This is a genomic window from Enterococcus sp. AAFC-DPL-6103 (assembly GCF_058216595.1).
This window is the reverse complement of the sequence record NZ_CM177102.1, coordinates 153,023-173,016: the sequence shown is the minus strand read 5'-3', so window position 1 is coordinate 173,016 and position 19,994 is coordinate 153,023. Positions and strand designations below refer to the sequence as shown.

Here is a 19,994-nt window from a genome sequence, read left to right as displayed (position 1 = left end):
ATGCAGCAGTTTTTTAATCAGCATGGCGCTGAAATATTAACAAAAAGTGCTGAACATCTTTATATTTCTTTCTTCGCTTTAGCACTTGGTATTTTGGTCGCAGTTCCGCTAGGGATTCTTTTGACTCGTTTTCAAAAAGCGGCAACGATTGTGATTGGTATTAGTAGCGCACTTCAAACAGTTCCTTCTTTGGCATTGTTAGCTTTGATGATACCTTTACTAGGCGTTGGAAAAACACCCGCAATTATTGCCCTCTTTATTTATTCACTATTACCTATTTTACGAAACACTTATATTGGGATGAAAAATGTAGATTGGAACTATCGAGATGTCGCCAAAGGAATGGGTATGACGAATCTGCAATCTATTATTTCTGTGGAACTACCTATTGCAATGCCAACTATTATGGCAGGGATTCGTTTGGCCGCAGTCTATGTGATTGCTTGGGCAACTTTAGCCTCTTACATTGGTGCTGGTGGTTTAGGTGATCTGATTTTTAGCGGTTTAAATAATTATCAACCAGATTTAATTTTTGCTGGAACGATTCCTGTAACTATTTTGGCCTTACTTGCAGACTTTTTACTTGGTTTGTTAGAAACACGGCTCACTCCGATTGCACTTAGAAAGGAGAATGATGAATGAAACGATTAAAACAACTCATTTTACTTTTTGGTCTCTCACTCATTCTCGGTAGCTGTTCTTTGCCAGGTTTGGCAAGTAATACGGATGACCAAACCATCTCAATTACTGGTGGAATTACTTCAGAAGCACAAATTCTTGCTGGAATGGTTGCTGGAATGGTCGAACATTATACCGACAAAAACACAACGATTATCAATAATTTAGCAACAACAACGATCAATCACCAAGCGATGATCAACGGTGATGCTTCAATTTCCGCGGCGCGTTATACAGGAACAGACTTAACGACTACCTTAGGATTACCACCTGAAAAAGATCCTAAAAAAGCATTTGCCATAGTAAAAGAGGAATTTGAAAAACGTTACAATCAAACATGGTTCCCTTCTTATGGCTTTGAAAACACGTACGTCTTTCTCGTTCGCAAAGACACAGCTGAAAAATACAACCTGAAGAAAATCAGTGATTTGAAAAATGTAGCGAATGAACTCGTTGCTGGTGTCGATACTTCTTGGATCAACCGTAAAGGCGATGGCTATGATGGTTTCCAAGAAACTTATGGTTTTTCATTTGAATCGATTTTGCCGATGCAGATTGGCTTAGTCTATGACGCTGTTGAAGCGGGAAAAATGGACATCGTATTGGGTTATTCTACTGATGGGCGAATTGCAAGTTATGATTTAGTGATGCTAGAAGATGATTTAAGTTTCTTCCCACCTTATGACGCTGCACCGGTCGTTGCGAACCAGGTCTTAAAAGACACGCCTCATCTGGAAGAAGCTTTACAGAAATTAGGTGGTACGATCACTACAGAGGAAATGCAAAAACTAAATTATGAGGCAGACAACAATTTGGTAGAACCTTCTGTCGTTGCTGAACGGTTTTTGAAAGAACATCATTATTTTGAGGAAGGGAAGTGATTAAATGGATAAAATGAATATATTTCAACAATTCGTCTATTATTTTCAAGAAAATGGCGCCTATGTCTTTAGCCAATTTATCCGTCACTTCTTGATTTCAATTTACGGTGTCTTTTTCGCCGCTGTTGTAGCGATTCCAATCGGGATATTGATTTCTCGTAAACGTAAACTTGCCAATTGGGTTATTCGCTTAGCAAATATCATTCAAACTGTACCCTCTTTAGCAATGCTCTCCATTTTGATGATTGGATTAGGGCTAGGCGTTAACGTAGTTATTGTTACTGTCTTTTTATACTCCTTATTACCAATTATCAAGAACACTTATACTGGCATGATCCAAGTAGATAAAAACATTTTGGATGTCGGTAAAGGAATGGGCATGACTGCTCGTCAACGTTTAATGATGGTGGAACTCCCTTTATCTGTTTCGGTCATTATGGCTGGAATTCGTAACGCTTTGGTTGTTGCAATCGGAATTACTGCAATCGGTGCATTCGTTGGTGCAGGTGGTCTCGGTGACATCATTATCCGTGGAACCAATGCAACGGATGGAGCTTCAATCATTCTTGCAGGTGCGTTACCAACAGCTTTGATGGCAATCATTACTGACTGGGTACTTGGTATCGTAGAACGACGCTTAGATCCGGCGGCAAAAAAAGCTTAACGTACTAGTTAAATGATGGGAAAAAAGATGGGACAAAACGAAAATTCGTTTTGTCCCATCTTTTATTTATTGATAAAGTAATTTTACACCCAGTTACTTATTTTTTCAGATGGTAACTATAGGTACTAATGACAATATTTTCTCGCCAAGAAAGTCGCAAACGCAAACGTAAGCTTGTTTGGTTGTGTAAAATATTTTGCCAACGACGGTTTGGCACAAATTGAGGAATCAATACCGTTGTCGTATAGTTTTGTTTTGCAGCGTTTTTGCTTACTAGATCCACATAGCGAATAATTGGATTTTCAATTGAACGATACGAAGAATGAACAACAGAAAAACGTACATCAGGAAAATGTTTTTTGAATTCGGCTTCGATTTCTTTTTCCTTTGCTACATCTTCATCTAAAGAAACGTGCATTGCCACTACATAGTCTCCAATCGAACGCGCGTAATTCAACGCCCCAATGTTTACACGAGTAACATTTCCCACTAAAACTAAAACTGTATTTCCATTAAAATCATGTAATTTAGCATCCTCTTCTAAGCGAAGCTGTTCTGCCACGTTTTTGTAGTGTCCATGAATCTTGTAAAAAACAAACAAAACAATTGGCATGATGATAAAGAATGGCCAAATATCCCCTAAACGATAGATGAACAAAATAATAATAATTGAGTAAGAAATAAACGCTCCGACAATGTTTGCAATTGATTTTTGTAACCACTTCTTACCTTCTTTTCGCCATTTAACCACCATTCCTGTTTGAGAAAGAGCAAATGGAATAAATACACCAATCGAGTAAAGTGGAATCAATCGTTCCGTTGATCCTTGGAAAATAAACAACAAAATGATCGAGCCAAATGCTAAAGTCATGATCCCATTTGAATAACCTAAACGATCACCACGATCTTGATACATATGTGGCATGAATTTATCTTTTGCCAAATTAAATGCTAAAACTGGAAACGCAGAAAAACCAGTATTCGCAGCCACTGCTAAAATCAAAGCAGTTGCAAATTGTAAAACATAATACAAGACACCCTGTCCAAAAACAGCTTTACCGATCTGAGATAAAACCGTCACTTCTTTTTCAGGCACAATTCCATACCAGTAGTTAATGAAGGTAATTCCAACGAAGAAAAAGCCTAAGATGACAGCCATCATCGTTAACGTACCAGCAGCGTTTTTCGCCCGTGGTTTTTTAAAGAAGGGAACCGCATTACTGATTGCTTCGACCCCAGTTAGTGAAGAAGAACCAGATGAAAATGCACGTAAAATCAAAGCAATTGAGACACCCGGAATTGCCGCACCTGGTAAAGCAGTCGCATTCAATGGTACAGTCCCCGTTACAATATTGAATAAACCAACAACGATCAGCAAGGTAATCACGATAATAAAAGTGTAGACGGGAACTAACAAGAACGAGGCTGACTCACGTAATCCTCTCAAATTAAGCATCATCAATAGTAAAACGATTGCGACAGAAATACCTACCTGATGCCCATATAAAGCAGGTATCGCTGAGGTTATCGCCTCTGCTCCAGCAGAAACAGATACCGCAACAGTCAGCATATAATCAATGAGCAATGAGCCACCAGAAATCAGACCGGCGTTTTTCCCCAGGTTTTCACTACTAACCACATAGGCTCCACCACCATGAGGGTAAGCATGAATAATTTGTCGATAAGATAAAGTTAATGAAATGAGTAAAATAATAACAAATGCTGCAATAGGTAATGAATACCAAATTGCTGCAGTAGATAAAGCCACCAACACGACAACGATTTGTTCTGTCCCATACGCAATCGAAGACAGTGCATCAGAAGACAATAATGCTAATGCAGCAAAACGACTCAATTTTTGGTCATCATTTTCGGCAGACTTTAACGGTTTACCTACTAATAACCTTTTTAAGTAATCCAACTCTTAAACCCCTTTACATTTTTTTCCTTTTTAAATGTCATTTTCGAAAATTTACAGTAAACAAAATGATATAGTACGCTCATCAAATATAAAAGTCAACAAGCTACCTAAAAAATCTTCCAAAAAGCAAAAAGATTTTTCATTCTAAAAAACTGGGACCTCATTTAGTAAAGAGATCCCAGTTTAATTTCTAATTCATTCTAAAATACTCAGTGGAAGATATGGCTCTCGTGTGAGTATTCTTGTAATTTTTTCATTTTAGATTCAATAAACGGATAAACAGCCGTTCCGACAATGCCAAAAACGATGAATAATCCAATCATGATCCAAATGGCATTTGTTGCTGTTGGCCAATAAATTCCACCAGCTGATTCACGCAATAAGTTCACTGCGTGAGTGAATGGTAAAAATGGATTGATCATTTGGAAGAATTTTCCAGAAACTTGAATTGGATAATTTCCTCCACCACCAGAGATTGACAATACGAGGATAATGATTGCCAGACCCTTCCCTACGTTGCCAAATAAGGACGCTAGCACGTAAACAATCATCATGAAGGACAAAGATACTAATAACGCGAATAACACGCTATACACTGGATCATGAACGTCTACACCCAATAAGAAGATATTCCCAAGAGCAACAATCAATCCTTGGGCTAAACCAATCGTTAAGAAGGTCAACATTCGAGCAACATATTGTTCTCGCTTCGTGAATTTTGTCTTGTCTTTTTTCTCAAGGTAATAATCCGTGGTTGCTACGCTTGAAAGCAAGACTGCACCAACCCAGATACATAGTGCTGTATAGAAAGGTGTACTTGCTGAACCATTATTGGCAATTGGATACAATTGATTTGTTACTAACTCAACTGGTTTGGTAAAGAAATCACTTTCTTTTGTTGCATCTAATTTCAATAACTTGATAACTTCACCAAGATCGACTTCTTCCTCTCCTTTGCGGATAGCATCAGCAGCTTTTTCAATTCCTGCTTTGATACTTGGCCAATCATTTGTAATCAAGTCTGCTGCCGCATTGACAGCTGTCTCGACTTCTGGCATTTTTTCATTGACCGTTGTCAGTGTACCCGTTAGTTCACCTTTCAAAGTTGGCCAATCATTTTTAATAAAATCAGCAGCTGTGTTTAATTTTTGAGCCACGGCTGGTAAGTCGTTGTTATACAAGTCAGCCCCTTTATTGATACCATCAACGATCGTGTTCATATTTCCATTCAACATTGTGTTCGCGTCATGGACTTCTTGACCAATGGCGGGCATTTCTTTTTGATATTTTTCTAGAATACCAACTGCATTTGAAACAGTTGTTTTTGTCGAACTTAATAACGAATCAAAATCAATTTGGTCTGCTTTGTCTAAGACCCCATTTGCTGTTTGAATCGTGTGAATCAACTGATCTAAGATAGATTCAACAGTTGAGCCAACTGCACTAACATTCAAATTAGTTGCTGCTTCCCCGATTTTTGAAGCAATACTTCCAATCTGGGTTAATAAGTCTTTGATTTGATCAAAATTATTATCTCTCACTGCTGTACTTAACTCATTTACTCGTTTATCCAAATTGTTTAACAAGGCTTTGATATCTCCTAGTTTTGCAATCACATCGTCTAGTTTATTATTTCCCGCATTTGTTTGCAGATCTTGCATAAATTTGATAACTTTGTCGATTGCGTCTTGTTGTCGAGCCAGACTACTAGAAAAATCGGTTAAAATTTGTTGAATTGTTGCTTTTTCATTATCTGTTAGTTCGTTGTCTGCAATCGCTCCTTTGATTGTTTCAACAATCGAATTTGTCGTAGTGGCAACTTCTCCAATTGATTTCAAAGTAACTTGTACACTGCTGACAATACTTGGAACAGCCTCTTTTAATTGTGTCGCGCCATTTTCGGTTGTTGCTGCAAGATTACTTGCCTGAGATTCTAATCTTTTGATATCAGGCAAAGCATCTTGTACTTGACCAATGATTACTAATCCTTGTTTGGCTTCATCAATTCCTTGATTCATTGTGTCTTGGATTGAAGCAAAATCTTCATCGATCATCGCTAGTTGCTTCCCAGCGTTTTGGATTTCAGGAATTTTTTCTTGTAAATCCAAAATGATCTTCGCTTGTTCTTGAAGTTCAGGCATCTTGTCATTCAATGCAACGACTTTTTCACCCATTTCGTCTACTTTTGGTAGATAGTCAACAAATTCATTCGCTTTGTTGAGTTTTTCTTTGATTTCAGGAAGCTGACTTTGCAGTTCTAGCACTTTCTTGGTGTATCCTTCAATATCATCTAAGTTTTCATCCGTCGAAAGAATCATATCTTTTACTTTATTGATACTCACTAAGTTGGAATCAATATCGTAACCAATTTCGTTAAAAACTTTGAGCAAGGTCGAACTTGCTGTGTTAATAAATTCTTCTGTAATTTGTGACTGAATCGAACTTGCACCTTTATCAGTGATTTTCGGCGCAATCGCGTTGATTTTTTCATTAACAGTGTATTCGATTTTTGGTTTCCTGATGTCCCCACTAGTAAAACTTAACAAGTCTTCAGAAAAATCAGTTGGCAAATAAATACCTGCATAATATTTTCCTGAACGAACGCCAGATTCTAATTCAGCTTTTGAGTCAACAAATTGCCAACCCAGCTGGTCATTTTTGTGTAGTGACTTTATTACTTCTTTCCCAATAGCTACTTCTTTTCCTTGAAATTCAACTGGCTTATCCGCACTGTATACGGCAATTGGTAATTCCCCAGTATTTCCATATGGATCCCACAAAGCTTTGATATTAAACCATGCGTACAGTGAAGGGATAATCATAATAGCGATAATCAGAAGTGTCGCAATCGGGTTTTTAAAGATTCGTTTCCAATCAAGTAAGTAAAGTTTGAATGTATTTTTGATTGATCCCATAATTTTCCCCTTCTTTTTTTCTAGCTGAACTACTTTACCATGCAATTCTCTATGATTTCAATGAACATTAACCAAAAAAAGCGAGAATTTTGACATATAAGGACAACTGTCGAACTGTAATCTCTTACAACTTAAAAAACTATTAAATTTTATTTACTTCACTTTATCATGAAATAACGTGGAATGATAATTTTATGATAAAACTTTAGCCTTAGTAAACGAAATCTTTTTGACAAACATAAAAAAGTGAGGACAAAACTTTTTTCCTGTTTTGTCCTCACTTAAAAATTTCTGACAGAAGTAAAAATCAATTACCTCTTTTTTCTTCAAGATAAGTTTGCATCAATTGCTCAAATAATCCATTTAGCTGTTGCTGATTCCTTTCGTCACTTACGAAAGCTTGGACAGGAGAGCTACCATTGTCAAAATATTTGATTGGTACTGGCTCATTTGCTATTTCTTGAACAGTGATTTGCGGATGATACATGAAATCACCACAGGCGCCTGGTTGTAAAAAAGCAAATTCATAATATTCACCTTGCTTACGTAAACGATAATAACCATCCGTTAGCCATTCTTTTTCAGTTAACTGTTGCTTGATTTCTTGCCAATTTTCATTCATCCTCTCACCTCATGCGAAAGTATAGCATAATTAAGCAAGTGTTAACACAATTTTTCCAGCAGGAGGATGTCCTTCCATTAACTGATGTGCTTGGATGACATTCTCTAATGTTGCTGGCAATAGTTGGCTGATAGGTACACTGAATGTTCCTTTTTCATATTCTCGTAATAAATAAGAAAATGCTTCTTGGTCTTGATATTCTTTTCTGGGAACAAATGATTCATAAAAGCCACTTTTTTTCTCCCGTAGCTCTAAATCTGGTAGTTGCGTCAACGCGACATAGCGACCTCCTGGTTTCATAATCTTGATACCTGAAATCCCACGTCTGCTACCTTTCGTTGCATCAACGACAACATCTGCTTGGTTAGCAAAACGTTCTCCTGCATCTTCTTGATCGTAAGCAGCAAATTCTGATACCCCAAGTGCACGCACTTTTTCTTCATTTCTTTTGGAAGCACTCGCTAATACTTTGATTCCCTTAGCATGCAATAATTGGACCAAACTTGAACCAACACCGCCAGAAGCCCCTTTAATCATCACAACATCCGTTGGTTGAACATCAAGTAAATGTGTCAATAAATTATACGCAGTCAATCCTGTTGTCACCATACCTGATGCTTGCGCCCAGTCCATTTGATCAGGAAGCTTTGCCACTTTTTTGGCGGGAACAACAATCTCTTCCCCATAAGTTCCACCAACTGCGTGGACAACTACTCGATCACCAACAGCAAAATCAGTCACGTCTGAGGCAACTTCAGTTATCACTCCAGCACCATCATTTCCTAAAACATAAGGAAACTTTAACGCACGAACCTCTTTCATGTTTCCAAGTCGAAGAGATACATCATATGGGTTGATGCTAAATGCTTTTAACGCTGCTCGAAGGTGGCCCTCTTTTACTTCTCGCGGACTCGCATCAATTTCTTCAAATACATCTTGTGCTAAACCATACTCTTTTATCGCAAATCTTTTCATAGTTGTCACACTCCTCTTTATTAGTTTACGAGGAAGTGCTATTTTTTACAAAAAAAGTGTATGAGTAAAATTAGTTGTTTTTTTTAGTCAGACGTGCTAAATTATGAACGGACATCTCATAATCGTAACAATTACGATTTATATCAAAATAAAAATAAATTTTAAACAATTGGAGGAAACACAATGGCAAAAAAATCAAAAATCGCAAAAGCAAAGAAACAGCAAGCAACGATTGAACGTTATGCAGCAGTACGACAAGAATTAAAAGCAAGCCATGATTATGAAGGATTGCGTAAGCTACCTTTAGATGCGCGCCCAGAACGTTTGAAAAACCGTGACTTAATTGATGGTCGCCCACGCGGGTACATGCGTAAATTCGGAATGTCTCGCGTGAAATTCCGTGAATTAGCTCATAAAGGATTAATTCCCGGCGTCAAAAAAGCCAGCTGGTAATTTCTAGAATTCACCGTTGAATTAATTGAAGGTTGCTGTCACATAAAAAAGAAAAGGCATTTTTTACTCAAACAATTAACGGATTGTTTTGCATCCTTTACAAAGAAAAATGACTAAAGTCGCTCAGAGATAAAAAAGGAAGACTCAAACGAAATTTCGTTTGAGTCTTCCTTTTTTTTGCCTTCATATCACAATTGTTTGCGAACACTGCTTTTCTCTATGTAAATATAATTTATCAAGTTAGTCAGAGCTGCTACATATCGACTAAATTTCATTCAGGCAAGTCACATCATCGTTAATTTGATACTGGAGCAATTGCCTCCACACCAACACTGATTTTTAGTGCACGATCGACATCTTGCATAATTTCCCGATCTAAGTGACACACTTTTTCTTTCAATCTTGATTTATCAATAGTTCGAATTTGTTCTAATAAAATGACGGAGTCTCGGTCTATACCCGTTCCCGTTGCTTTGATCCCTATATGTGTGGGCAATTTAGGTTTCGCCATTTTTGCAGTAATTGCTGCTACGATTACCGTTGGACTAAAATGGTTTCCTAAATTATTTTGAATAATCAGCACAGGACGCGTTCCGCCTTGTTCTGATCCCACGACTGGAGAAAGATCAGCAAAGTAAATATCTCCTCTTTTTACCATAGGACCCTCCTTATTTTTGATATTCTCTTGGTATCCGTGTTCCTAGTGTACAAGCTACTTCATAATGGATTGTTTCTAATTGATCCGCTACATCTTGCATAGCAATCACCTGATCTTGATTTTTTCCAATCAGAGTCACAGTTGTTCCTACAGGTAATTTATAAGGTAAGCGAACCATCAATTGATCCATACAAACTCGCCCAACTGTTTCACAAAATTTCCCATCAACTAATAAAGAAAATCCTTGCATCTTTCTTAACCAACCATCTGCGTAACCAATGGGTACTGTTCCAATCCATTCAGGTTTTGGTGTGATGTAGGTTTCACCATAACCAATTCCTTCATTAGCAGCTAATTCTTTCACTTGAATCAATTCAGAAACAAGCTCAAGTGCTGGTTGTAATGGATAAACTTCTGGTAACGCATGCCCAGATGGATTCAATCCATACATCGCAATTCCGTAGCGAATCATGTTTCCAATCGATTCATCGTGCCACAAAGCTGTCGCACTGTTACTGACATGCACATAGCGAGGTAGCTCTGGTAATTCTTCAAGGACAGCTAAAAAACGATTTTTTTGTAAATTCCAATAAGTAGCATCTTCTTGGTCAGCAGTAGAGAAATGGGTAAATAGTCCTTCCCACTCGAAATAGGGTGTCTTCTGAACAAATTCAACTGCTTCTCTGACTTCCTTCGGTGTTAAAAAGCCAATACGCCCCATTCCCGTATCTGCTTTTAAATGAAGTTTCAACTGTCCTTCGATTGCATGTTCTGAAAAATACTCTTTTGCATCGTCCAGCCATTCTTTTGTACCCACTGTTACTGCTAAATCATTATTAATAGCTAATTCGATTGCTGAAAAAGGAATCATATTCAAGACTAGAATTGGTTGGGTGAATCCAGCTCCTCTTAATTCTATCCCTTCATCTAAGTTAGCTACGCAAAAACCCGTAGCACCTCCTGCAATCGCTGCATGTGCCGTTTCAATCGCACCATGTCCATAACCATTTGCTTTTACAACTGCAAATAATTCTTTCCCCTTTGGAAGTCTAGCCAATTCATTTGCCACGTTTTCTGTAATAGCTTGTGTATGTATAATTGCTTTTGTCGGACGATTCCAAGCGACAACCATTTTCTTTCCTTCTTTCTATTCTTCCAAAATAATTTGTGCAAATGCCAATTCATCTGTGTGTGTAATACTTACCCAAACAGTTCCTTGATGTGGTGACTGTGTGACGATTGGCTGGCCTAGCACATCTTTTAAAATTTCAATTTCTTGAAACGTTACTTTACCGATTCCTGTACCCCAAGCTTTTGAAAAAGCTTCTTTACATGCATAACGCCCACCTAAAAATTCTACTTGGCGATGAAAAGGTAATGCACGAAACAATTCAATCTCATTGACTGTCAGTACACGATCAATAAAATTTGTTTTTTCTTGAATAATTTTAGCAATCCTGGGTAGTTCAACTGCGTCGATTCCAATCCCTTTTATCATCTATCTTCTCTCTTCATCAAATTTAGAACAATCTCATTCTACCAAATTCCTGTCATTTTGCCACAATTAAGTATATATATAACAAAAATGAAAGCTTCTCTTAAGATAAGAGAAGCTTTCATTTGTTTTTTTAATCGTTGTTTGAACGGATGACAAATCCACGTTTTTTATCATTTTGACGACGGCCACCGTCTTTGTGATTTCCGTTATTTTTGTTATATCCGCCTTTAGATTTATTTCCACGGTAATTTCCGCCTTCGCCTCGACGATTACGATTATTGCCGCCACCACGTTTACCATTTTTGTTGAATCCTTTTTTCTGAGATGGTAATGGTCGTTCTGGTGTGATTTTTACTGGAATAGCATCTGAAGGATCTTTTGCAACAGTTTTTAATAATAATGCTGCTAAGTCTTGTGCTGAATATTTTTCTAACAACTTATCTGCTGGTTGTAAGTATTTATCCAAGCCATTTTCTTCAAGTTTTGCTTCAACTTCATCAAAAGCTGCGCCTAATTGGCCTTTAAATGCTTCTTTTTCAGTTGGTGGACGCAAAGCAGTCATACGTTTTTTCGTTAAGTTTTCAATTACATGTAAGTAACCCATTTCGTTTGGGGTAACGAAAGTAACTGACATTCCGCCTTTACCTGCGCGTCCTGTACGTCCAATACGGTGAACATAACTTTCTGGATCTTGAGGGATATCGTAGTTGTACACATGTGTAACACCAGAGATATCTAATCCACGGGCAGCTACGTCAGTTGCCACTAAAATATCTAAATGACCACTCTTGAATGAACGTAACACGCTCATACGTTTTTGTTGTGATAAATCACCGTGAATTCCTTCTGCGCGATAGCCACGTGCTTCTAATCCACGAGCTAATTCATCTACACGGCGTTTTGTACGACCAAACACAATTGTTAATTCAGGTTTTTGAACATCAAATAAACGAGTCATGATATCAAATTTTTCATATTCTTTGGCACGTACATAATATTGATCAATCAAATCAGCTGTCATTTCTTTTGCTTTGATTTTTACGTGTGTTGGATTTTTCATGAATTTGACACCAATGTTTTTGATTGCTGGTGGCATTGTTGCAGAGAATAATAATGTTTGGCGTTCTTCTGGAACAGTTGAAATGATTTTTTCAATATCTTCCAAGAAGCCCATATTTAACATTTCATCTGCTTCATCTAAAACTAATGTTTGAACAGTTCCTAATTTCAATGTGTGACGGTTGATATGATCTAACATACGTCCTGGTGTTCCAACAACGATATGTGGGCGATCTTTTAAGCCACGGATTTGACGGCCGATATCTGCTCCGCCGTAAACAGCTTGTACACGAATTTTTTTATCGCGACCTAAACGATAAAGTTCTTCTTGTGTTTGGATAGCTAACTCACGTGTTGGTGAAATAACTAAACCTTGTAATTCATGGCGTTGAGGGTCGATTTTTTCTAGCATTGGTAGTCCAAAGGCAGCTGTTTTACCAGTACCTGTTTGTGCTTGACCAATAACGTCTTTCCCAGCTAATGCTAAAGGAATTGTTTCCGATTGGATCGGTGTTGCTTCTTCAAAACCAGCACGTTCAACTGATTTCAATAATTCTGGTGATAATTCTAATTCTTTAAATTTCAAATGAATCCTCCTAATATGGTTGTTAACTGAGGATGTAGCTTCTTTTTTGCTACCCCGTCGATTTGTTCGGTCAAAGTGAAGTCGTTCTCTTTTTGACAGTGGCCACTATAACTATTTACGCGCAGAGCCGCTGTGACACCACCGAAAAATCACTTTGCGAAGTTTAGTTAGGCATTAGAAAAGCCAAACGGGTCACGTTCAGCTTTATCATTGTTATGACATCTGATCTCTGGATGCAACGACATTCAAAGTCAGTCCAATTTATCTTCATCTTTCGGCAATAGGTTATTCTACCATAATATCTTGTTTTCTGCAAGTTTCCAGTTTTTATTTCAATCTAGAAAATTCTTTTTTACAAAACGAATTTAGCTAACATAAAATAAATGAACTTCTTTCCTTTTTTCTTTGCTATAATTCATGAAAACTGAAAGGAGATCTCATTTATGCTACTTCTTGCACTGCTGACAGGTATTGGTACGTTTTTCAATTACTTTGCTATTGTCAATCAAACTTATCCCTTACCATTAGCAATTTTTATTCAATTGTTTCTTTTCGGATTAACTTTGATTTCTTTGCTTAGTTACAAAGGCAAGCGTTCTCGCCCAAGTTACGATGGTGGCTGGTATACGATCTGGACGATTCCTTTTGCACTGATTATTTTATCTTTTCTAGGTAATTTAGCTGCGTTAATTATTTTTTTATTGAATCAATTTGGTTATCTTTCAGGCTTCTAGACTTTTCTAGAAGCTTTTTTATTGGAAAGCAATCTTTCTATGACGTTTCATCAACATATTCCAATAAATCAGCGGGTTGGCACGATAATACCTGACAAATTTTTTCAAGTGTTGAAAAACGAATTGCTTTGGCTTTACCTGTTTTTAAAATGGACATGTTTGCTTGGGTGATTCCTACTTGCTCAGCCAATTCTGTAACACTCATATTTCGTTTGACTAACATGATATCAAGATTCACTTTTATCATCTTTATTCACACCTCTTCAGTTTAGTTAAGAAATTTAGCATTCTCTCTACCTACTAGATAGTTAACTCACTATCTAACTTCAACTCAATTGCATTTTTAAGAAGCTTTTCGATAATCGAAACGAAAGTAGCTACTGCCAAAGGAATGATCAACATGCCCAAACCAATGATCATTACACCTGGAGCATCATCATTATCTGCAATAAAATAAGCAAAAGGCAATGTTCCCGTGAGCACAATGAATTCTATAAGTGCTAAACGAAAAATTGTATGGACATATACCAGACTCATCGCTGAAAATGCAGTGTTGCTATCGACCAAACCTAGCATGCGATACATATAATAAATGATTAAAAGTGAAGCAATCGCTGACAAATAAAGTGAAATGCTAGCAAGTATTTGCTGTGGAAAAACTGAGCGCTCATTGATTGAAAACAGCAGTCCCATCGTTAGTAAAAAGCTGAGAAACAAAATAAATGCTACTAAGCCAGCTAAAATAAATTTTAAAAAAGTTGTTTTTGCCTTCATAAATACAAACCTCTCTATTTTTAAGATAAAAATAGTATCGTCTTCTATATATCGTTAAGCAATATAGATACATCGAAAAGCAATAAAAATTTAAACAAAAAAGAGTACGATTTCTCGTACCCATGCTGTAACCATAAATTTAATTGAACTTTTGTAATCTTTCGACCACTTCGTATAAGCCCATTCCATTACTTCCTTTTAAAACAATACTGTCTTCTGCTTCCAATTGCGTTTCAATTTCTTGAATCAAAGCTTGCTTATCTTTTTCAAAATAAAAAACAGGTAGTTCACTACTTGCTTGCAGTGCATCACGTAAATGTTTCATTTGACTACCATATAAAAAGATTCCTGCAAATTTATCAGGGTCAATATGTTCATTCATTTGGGCGTGCATTGTTGGCGAGTCAGGACCAAGTTCTAGCATATCAGCAAGAACTGCGAAACGGTGTCCATTAGTTGGTAAGTTTTGGAAAGTTTCTAAAACTAATCCCATCGCTGTTGGATTTGCATTATAAACATCGCTCAAAATCGCTGCACCATTTCCAGCTGTTAACCATTCCGTTCGATTTTGCGTGATTGCAACTGTCGCCAAACCTTGGCGAATTTCTTCAATTGATAGATCAAAGAAACGACCGATCGTGTAAGCAATCAACGCATTCGTTACATTATAACTCCCTGGTAGTGGTATCGTGAATGATTCGTCCGCTACTTTAAATGTCGTAGCTGTTTTTTCTTCCTTTGTTACCTCTCCTTGTATGTCGCCTTCCGAAAGCCCAAATGTTGTTACTTTCTGTGGTAGATTCTTAATTAGTGGTTGCAATAATGGCTCATTCGCTGGAATAATGAACAAACCATTTTTTGCCAAGCCATCAACGATTTCCATTTTTGCTTTTGCAATTCCTTCACGCGAACCAAGATTTTCAATATGGGCTTCCCCAATCATAGTGATTGCAGCAACTTTTGGCTGTGCCATTTGAGATAACTCCGTGATTTCATTCGCATGATCCATACCCATTTCTAAAACTAATTTTTCTGTTTCTTCAGGCATATGCAAAATAGTATAGGGTAAGCCAATGTTATTGTTATAGTTCCCTTGTGTTTTATACGTCCGGTATCGTTGAGCTAAAACAGAAGCAGTCAAGTCTTTCGTTGTTGTTTTTCCGTTGCTCCCTGTAACTGCAATAACTTCTGCACCAACTTTTGCTAAATAGTATGTTGAAAGTTCTTGCATTGCCTTCAATGTGTCTTTGACTGGAATCACTGCAATTTCTGTAGGTGCTTGAGCCATATCCCAACTCCAAAAAGTAGCTACTGCTCCATTTTCAATGGCTTGTTGAATAAATTCATGGCCATCACGTGCACCCGCAAGTGGCACGAACAAACTACCTTCTGTGACTTTACGACTATCAAATTCAACATTTGTGACTTCAACGATCTTCTCGCACTGACTAGAAAGAGCTTCTGCGATTTCTTGACTCGTTACCTTCATGTATTTTCTCCCCTCAAAAAGGTCGTTTCATAAAAAAGTTCTCTTTTCTAAAACGCCTGTCTATTCATAAAAAGGGGTTGCGACAGTAACTGTCACACCCCTTCTTTTTTATTCGTGTGCCTCAAAAAATCCTTGTCGCTGTTCAAAACGGTTCATTCCCAGTTGAATCAATTCCTCAATCAAATCTCCGTATTTTAATCCCATGTTTTCCCATAATAAAGGATACATACTGAATTCAGTGAATCCTGGCATTGAGTTTAACTCATTTAAGAACAACTCATTTTTACTTGTCAAGAAGAAGTCACAACGGCTTAACCCACTGCCACCAAGCATTGTATAAGCCAATTTTGCATATTCTTGCGCTTTTTGATGTACTTCTTCAGGTACTTCAGCAGGAATTTTCATTTCTATTTTATTGTCAATGTATTTTGCATCATAGTCATAAAAAGCAACATCTTTCACAATTTCTCCTGGTAGCGTTGTTCGCACGTCTTCGTTACCCAAAACAGCTACTTCGATTTCACGCGCTTCAATTCCTTGTTCTACGATTGCACGAGAATCAAATTGATAAGCAGTCTCCAACGCATTTTGAAGCTCTTCGCGGTTTTCAGCTTTAGTAATTCCAACACTGGAACCCATATTTGCTGGTTTGACGAACATTGGATACAATAGGGAACCTTCACATTGATCAAAAATCTTTTTCGGATTTTCTTTCCATTGATTTTTTAACACGGGTACATAAGGGACTTGTGGTACACCAGCGGCTTGTAAAATGTACTTCGTCATAATCTTATCCATTGCACAAGCACTTGTCAGTACACCTGCACCAACGTAAGGTAGATTCAATGTTTCCAAAAATCCTTGAATCGTCCCATCTTCTCCATTTGGCCCATGAAGAACTGGAAAAACGATTGTTCCTTCTTCTTTGATTTCACCTGGATTAATGACTTCTCCCGTGAATCCTTCTGTTACTTTGCCACTTGGATCCCATGTCAAGTGCAGCAATTCTTTGCTATCAGGTTTTTCTGTTAATAAAGGACCCTTGACCCACTGTCCATCTTTGCTAATAAAAACGAGTTGAACTTGGTAATATGCATAATAAATGGCATTTAAAACAGAAAACGCCGAAAGAATAGATACGTCGTGTTCTGCACTACGTCCACCATATAGTAAAGTAATCTTCAAAAGATTGTCCTCCTGTATTTTCAAATCATTCAGTGATTTACCTCCATATTTTAGCACAAAATGAAAATAATCGACCAACTTATTTGCAAAAAAGTGCGACAAAAATCATTCTCAAATTTTTTTCACGATAAACACCTTTGAAAATATTTTTTACTTTTCCTCATTACGCTAACCAAAAGAAAAAGACCAAGTAATTTTCCAACCTGATCTTTTTTATTTTATTCAATTAGTATTAAAAATTTCGTACAAAAAGATGTTTTCATTTACAAATTTCTTTCACTGCATTAGTTAACGCAGATACAAAAGCCTCATGCTCTTTTTGCGTAAACGGTTTGGGACCTTTTGTCCGCAAACCCGCTTTCCTTAACTTGCTACTATGATAACGTTGTTCTAATAAGGTATCAATATTTGTTTCATCAAATTCTTTACCTGTTTGATGAAATACACGAACACCTTTCGCTAATACTAGAGAAGCCAAGCCATAATCTTGTGTAACTAAAAAGTCACCCGCATGGATCAAACCAACAATTTTATAATCTGCACTGTCTGCACCACGATCAACATAAATAAAGCGTACATTTTCGGGATACTCCTTCGTCGTATAGTGATCGACACTCGTTACAATTACGACTTCCAAATCAAAAGATCGTGCCACTTGAATCACATCATCTTTAACTGGGGAGCCATCTCCATCAATGAATAGTCGCATTCTTTTTCGCTTCCTTCCATAAATAATAAACAATAACTGTCAGAAGAATCAGCATACTTAAGTTGAGCCACTTTGCCTGTTCTAATAATTGAATGCTTCCAGCGGACTGTTTCCTAGTACCTATCATTCGTAATAAAAACCGTATAGGTTGCCCCAACTGCTTCGTTGAGAACAGTAGGACACCCATCAAGAAAAATTGATGGGTCAAACTCCCTTTATTTTGCGTTGTATACTTCACGATTAAACGTTGATTTGGTGAAATTTCATCTAACTGTTCGTACATTTTATTTAAATTGCTACCAAGCAATGTGTGAACAAAGCTTAATAGAAATATTCCAATTGAGAAAGCATTTGGGATAAAGAATACCCCAAATGAAATAAGTAATCCTAAGCAGTGACTAGCAATCGAATGACTTTCAGGTAATTTCTTCATTAAAGCTGGTCCAACTAGCTTTGCCAAAATCAGCCCAGTAATATATGGAAAATAAAGTGATGTGGCTAATTGGTCAAAACCAGCAGTGATCCCTAGATAAAAAGTGCCAAATAAAAACAGAAAATTACCAATCATACCATCTAAAAAAGTTAATAAATTCAACCAATTGGGTAACACCCATGACTGTTTCTTGCGACTTAAATAAAATGTGATCAAAATATACAACAATAAACTACTGAAAATAGCAACATCAAATAATGCTGTGTCCATCAACAATCGCGCAGTTCGCAATAAGAAAAGAGAAATGAAAAAGCCAAAAAATAAAAGCAATTCTTTCTTTTCAACCAAATTTCTTTGTACATCTTTGAAATCTAACTCATACCGTGGATAATGTTTGACTGTATGATAGGCCATCACATAAAGTAACGTATAAAAAGCTAATGTCGCCGCTAATTGCAAAGGCATCGGCAAGCGAACAACCTCATATAGAAGTACTAGCATAATTAACGCATAAACATATTTTTTGCCCTTGATATTGATAAATCCCTGTTGTTTTTCGTGGAAGTTAACTGTAACATTTGCAGGGACTAGCCAAGCAGCACTAAGTCCTAGGCAAATCGCCGAGAGATAGAACAAAGGAAATGACAATAACCCGAACAAGCCAAACAGGGAGCCTGCACCACCAACTAAAAGCGAGATCATCAGCAAAGTATAGCTGTCTAAGCCAGCATGTATTCCGCGAATCAAAAATAGCCCTGTCATCCGAAAGGTATAAAACAAAGTAAATGGTAAAACGGTTGCCCAACCATAACCATTATTTAAGCTCAAAAATAAAAGATACGGAATAAAAATCACCGTATTACTCAAAACAAAAGGGGCGGTTTCAGTAAAATTACGACCAATTTGTTTCAGTCTGTCTAACATAATCAAAACTCCTCAGACGGTCAATGACAAACTCTCATGACCTTTAGTTAGTTCAAGTTTAACATTAAAGAGTGGACAAACCAATTTTATCAGCCTGTTGTCGCACTCCAAACATCTTGATAAAAAAAGAGGCACGACATTTTGTCGTGCCTCAACTGGTACTTGAATAAACAAGTAGATAAGCCCTTCTCCACAAAAGTCTTACCCGACACTGCCTACATCCGGTAGGTGATGAAAAACATCGCGTGCCTCCAAAATCAATTAGGCACTCTGTAAACCAGAGACCTTCTCGACCCGTCGCATGTGACTATTTTATCACAAGTTTCACCGGTATGCGAGTTCTTTTTTCATTTTATAGTCAACCATTTGGAATCCTTCGCCAATATCTGAGATTAATTCTTCTTCCAACTGAAACCCTTGATGTTTATAAACGTCGATTGCATGAAGGTTATCTTGATTCACACGCAAGAAAATTTCGGATACTTTTTCTTTTTTTGCAAGTTTTTCGTACCAATCGAAAACTGCTGAAGTTAGTCCTTGACCACGCACACTTGCTAATAAATATAATTTGCTTAAGTAAATGCTAGACTCGAATTTTTCATATGCTGTGTACCCAACAGGTTGATCATCTTTTATCAATAAAAAATAATACACATCATTGCCTAATTCTTTTTGGATTTGTTCTTTTGATTGATAAGTAGCTAACATGTAGTCCACTTGCGCTTGACCAATAATCGGAACAAATGCTTCTTGCCAAACATCATGAATGATTGGTAAAAGCTGGTCTAGTTCTTCTTCTGTTGTTACACGCTTTTTTTCTAACATTGACTGACTTC

20 protein-coding genes are annotated in these 19,994 nt (G+C 37.2%); 5 read left to right on the top strand and 15 right to left on the bottom strand.

The annotated features are described in order from the left end of the window. Genes AC4BC3_RS00895 through AC4BC3_RS00885 form a run of 3 tightly spaced genes read left to right on the top strand, consistent with a single transcriptional unit; the run spans position 1 to position 2,223 of the window. A complete protein-coding gene (locus AC4BC3_RS00895; RefSeq protein ID WP_206907424.1) occupies positions 1 to 642 on the top strand; it encodes an ABC transporter permease in 642 nt (213 codons plus the stop codon). Then, a complete protein-coding gene (locus tag AC4BC3_RS00890; protein WP_490466718.1) occupies positions 639 to 1,559 on the top strand; it encodes an osmoprotectant ABC transporter substrate-binding protein in 921 nt (306 codons plus the stop codon). Before AC4BC3_RS00895 ends, AC4BC3_RS00890 begins: the two co-directional genes overlap by 4 nt. A gap of 4 nt (positions 1,560 to 1,563) precedes the next feature. Further along, positions 1,564 to 2,223 carry an ABC transporter permease gene (locus AC4BC3_RS00885; protein WP_277988505.1) on the top strand — a complete coding sequence of 220 codons (660 nt, stop codon included), beginning with the start codon at positions 1,564 to 1,566 and terminating at the stop codon, positions 2,221 to 2,223. Positions 2,224 to 2,320: 97 nt separating this feature from the next. Here the strand turns inward: AC4BC3_RS00885 and AC4BC3_RS00880 are convergent, their stop codons facing one another. The 4 genes from AC4BC3_RS00880 to AC4BC3_RS00865 form a co-directional block, all read right to left on the bottom strand. Beyond that, a complete protein-coding gene (locus AC4BC3_RS00880; RefSeq protein WP_206907420.1) occupies positions 2,321 to 4,144 on the bottom strand; it encodes an amino acid permease in 1,824 nt (607 codons plus the stop codon). Positions 4,145 to 4,353: 209 nt separating this feature from the next. Next, on the bottom strand, positions 4,354 to 7,059 hold the full coding sequence (locus AC4BC3_RS00875) for a YhgE/Pip domain-containing protein (RefSeq protein WP_490466717.1): 2,706 nt from the start codon (positions 7,057 to 7,059) through the stop codon (positions 4,354 to 4,356). Positions 7,060 to 7,366: 307 nt separating this feature from the next. Then, the gene (locus AC4BC3_RS00870) at positions 7,367 to 7,681 is read right to left on the bottom strand and encodes a hypothetical protein (protein WP_206907417.1); all 315 of its coding nucleotides are present in this window, start codon (positions 7,679 to 7,681) and stop codon (positions 7,367 to 7,369) included. A gap of 30 nt (positions 7,682 to 7,711) precedes the next feature. Then, positions 7,712 to 8,656, bottom strand: a complete 945-nt coding sequence (locus AC4BC3_RS00865; RefSeq protein WP_490466716.1) for a quinone oxidoreductase family protein — start codon at positions 8,654 to 8,656, stop codon at positions 7,712 to 7,714. Positions 8,657 to 8,839: 183 nt separating this feature from the next. On the opposite strand from AC4BC3_RS00865, the gene rpsN reads away from it, so the two are divergent. Continuing rightward, positions 8,840 to 9,109, top strand: coding sequence for a 30S ribosomal protein S14 (gene rpsN / locus AC4BC3_RS00860; protein ID WP_206907413.1), 270 nt, complete (start codon positions 8,840 to 8,842; stop codon positions 9,107 to 9,109). A gap of 295 nt (positions 9,110 to 9,404) precedes the next feature. On the opposite strand, the gene AC4BC3_RS00855 is transcribed toward rpsN, so the two are convergent. The 4 genes from AC4BC3_RS00855 to cshA form a co-directional block, all read right to left on the bottom strand. Beyond that, a complete protein-coding gene (locus AC4BC3_RS00855) occupies positions 9,405 to 9,767 on the bottom strand; it encodes a type II toxin-antitoxin system PemK/MazF family toxin (protein ID WP_206907405.1) in 363 nt (120 codons plus the stop codon). A gap of 10 nt (positions 9,768 to 9,777) precedes the next feature. After that, positions 9,778 to 10,899, bottom strand: a complete 1,122-nt coding sequence (gene alr / locus AC4BC3_RS00850; RefSeq protein ID WP_206907403.1) for an alanine racemase — start codon at positions 10,897 to 10,899, stop codon at positions 9,778 to 9,780. Positions 10,900 to 10,914: 15 nt separating this feature from the next. Then, a complete protein-coding gene (gene acpS, locus AC4BC3_RS00845) occupies positions 10,915 to 11,265 on the bottom strand; it encodes a holo-ACP synthase (RefSeq protein WP_206907401.1) in 351 nt (116 codons plus the stop codon). A gap of 130 nt (positions 11,266 to 11,395) precedes the next feature. Further along, on the bottom strand, positions 11,396 to 12,910 hold the full coding sequence (cshA, locus tag AC4BC3_RS00840; RefSeq protein ID WP_206907399.1) for a degradosome RNA helicase CshA: 1,515 nt from the start codon (positions 12,908 to 12,910) through the stop codon (positions 11,396 to 11,398). Positions 12,911 to 13,353: 443 nt separating this feature from the next. On the opposite strand from cshA, the gene AC4BC3_RS00835 reads away from it, so the two are divergent. Next, a complete protein-coding gene (locus tag AC4BC3_RS00835) occupies positions 13,354 to 13,644 on the top strand; it encodes a hypothetical protein (RefSeq protein WP_490466715.1) in 291 nt (96 codons plus the stop codon). A gap of 37 nt (positions 13,645 to 13,681) precedes the next feature. Here the strand turns inward: AC4BC3_RS00835 and AC4BC3_RS00830 are convergent, their stop codons facing one another. From AC4BC3_RS00830 to AC4BC3_RS00800, 7 genes are all read right to left on the bottom strand, one after another. Further along, positions 13,682 to 13,891 (bottom strand): helix-turn-helix domain-containing protein, encoded by a 210-nt coding sequence (locus AC4BC3_RS00830; RefSeq protein ID WP_206907395.1) that lies wholly within the window; start codon positions 13,889 to 13,891, stop codon positions 13,682 to 13,684. Positions 13,892 to 13,944: 53 nt separating this feature from the next. After that, the gene (locus AC4BC3_RS00825; protein WP_490466714.1) at positions 13,945 to 14,418 is read right to left on the bottom strand and encodes a DUF2975 domain-containing protein; all 474 of its coding nucleotides are present in this window, start codon (positions 14,416 to 14,418) and stop codon (positions 13,945 to 13,947) included. Between the two features lie 139 nt (positions 14,419 to 14,557). Continuing rightward, the gene (locus AC4BC3_RS00820) at positions 14,558 to 15,907 is read right to left on the bottom strand and encodes a UDP-N-acetylmuramoyl-tripeptide--D-alanyl-D-alanine ligase (RefSeq protein WP_490466713.1); all 1,350 of its coding nucleotides are present in this window, start codon (positions 15,905 to 15,907) and stop codon (positions 14,558 to 14,560) included. Positions 15,908 to 16,015: 108 nt separating this feature from the next. Next, positions 16,016 to 17,092, bottom strand: coding sequence for a D-alanine--D-alanine ligase (locus AC4BC3_RS00815; RefSeq protein WP_206907389.1), 1,077 nt, complete (start codon positions 17,090 to 17,092; stop codon positions 16,016 to 16,018). A 259-nt stretch (positions 17,093 to 17,351) separates the two neighbouring features. Continuing rightward, complete coding sequence (locus AC4BC3_RS00810; protein WP_490466712.1) at positions 17,352 to 17,801, bottom strand: YaiI/YqxD family protein; 450 nt, start codon at positions 17,799 to 17,801, stop codon at positions 17,352 to 17,354. Further along, a complete protein-coding gene (locus AC4BC3_RS00805) occupies positions 17,785 to 19,158 on the bottom strand; it encodes a hypothetical protein (protein WP_490466711.1) in 1,374 nt (457 codons plus the stop codon). The genes AC4BC3_RS00810 and AC4BC3_RS00805 overlap by 17 nt, the downstream gene beginning before the upstream one ends. Positions 19,159 to 19,482: 324 nt before the next feature. Then, positions 19,483 to 19,983 carry a GNAT family N-acetyltransferase gene (locus AC4BC3_RS00800; RefSeq protein ID WP_206907384.1) on the bottom strand — a complete coding sequence of 167 codons (501 nt, stop codon included), beginning with the start codon at positions 19,981 to 19,983 and terminating at the stop codon, positions 19,483 to 19,485. Positions 19,984 to 19,994: the final 11 nt, after the last annotated feature.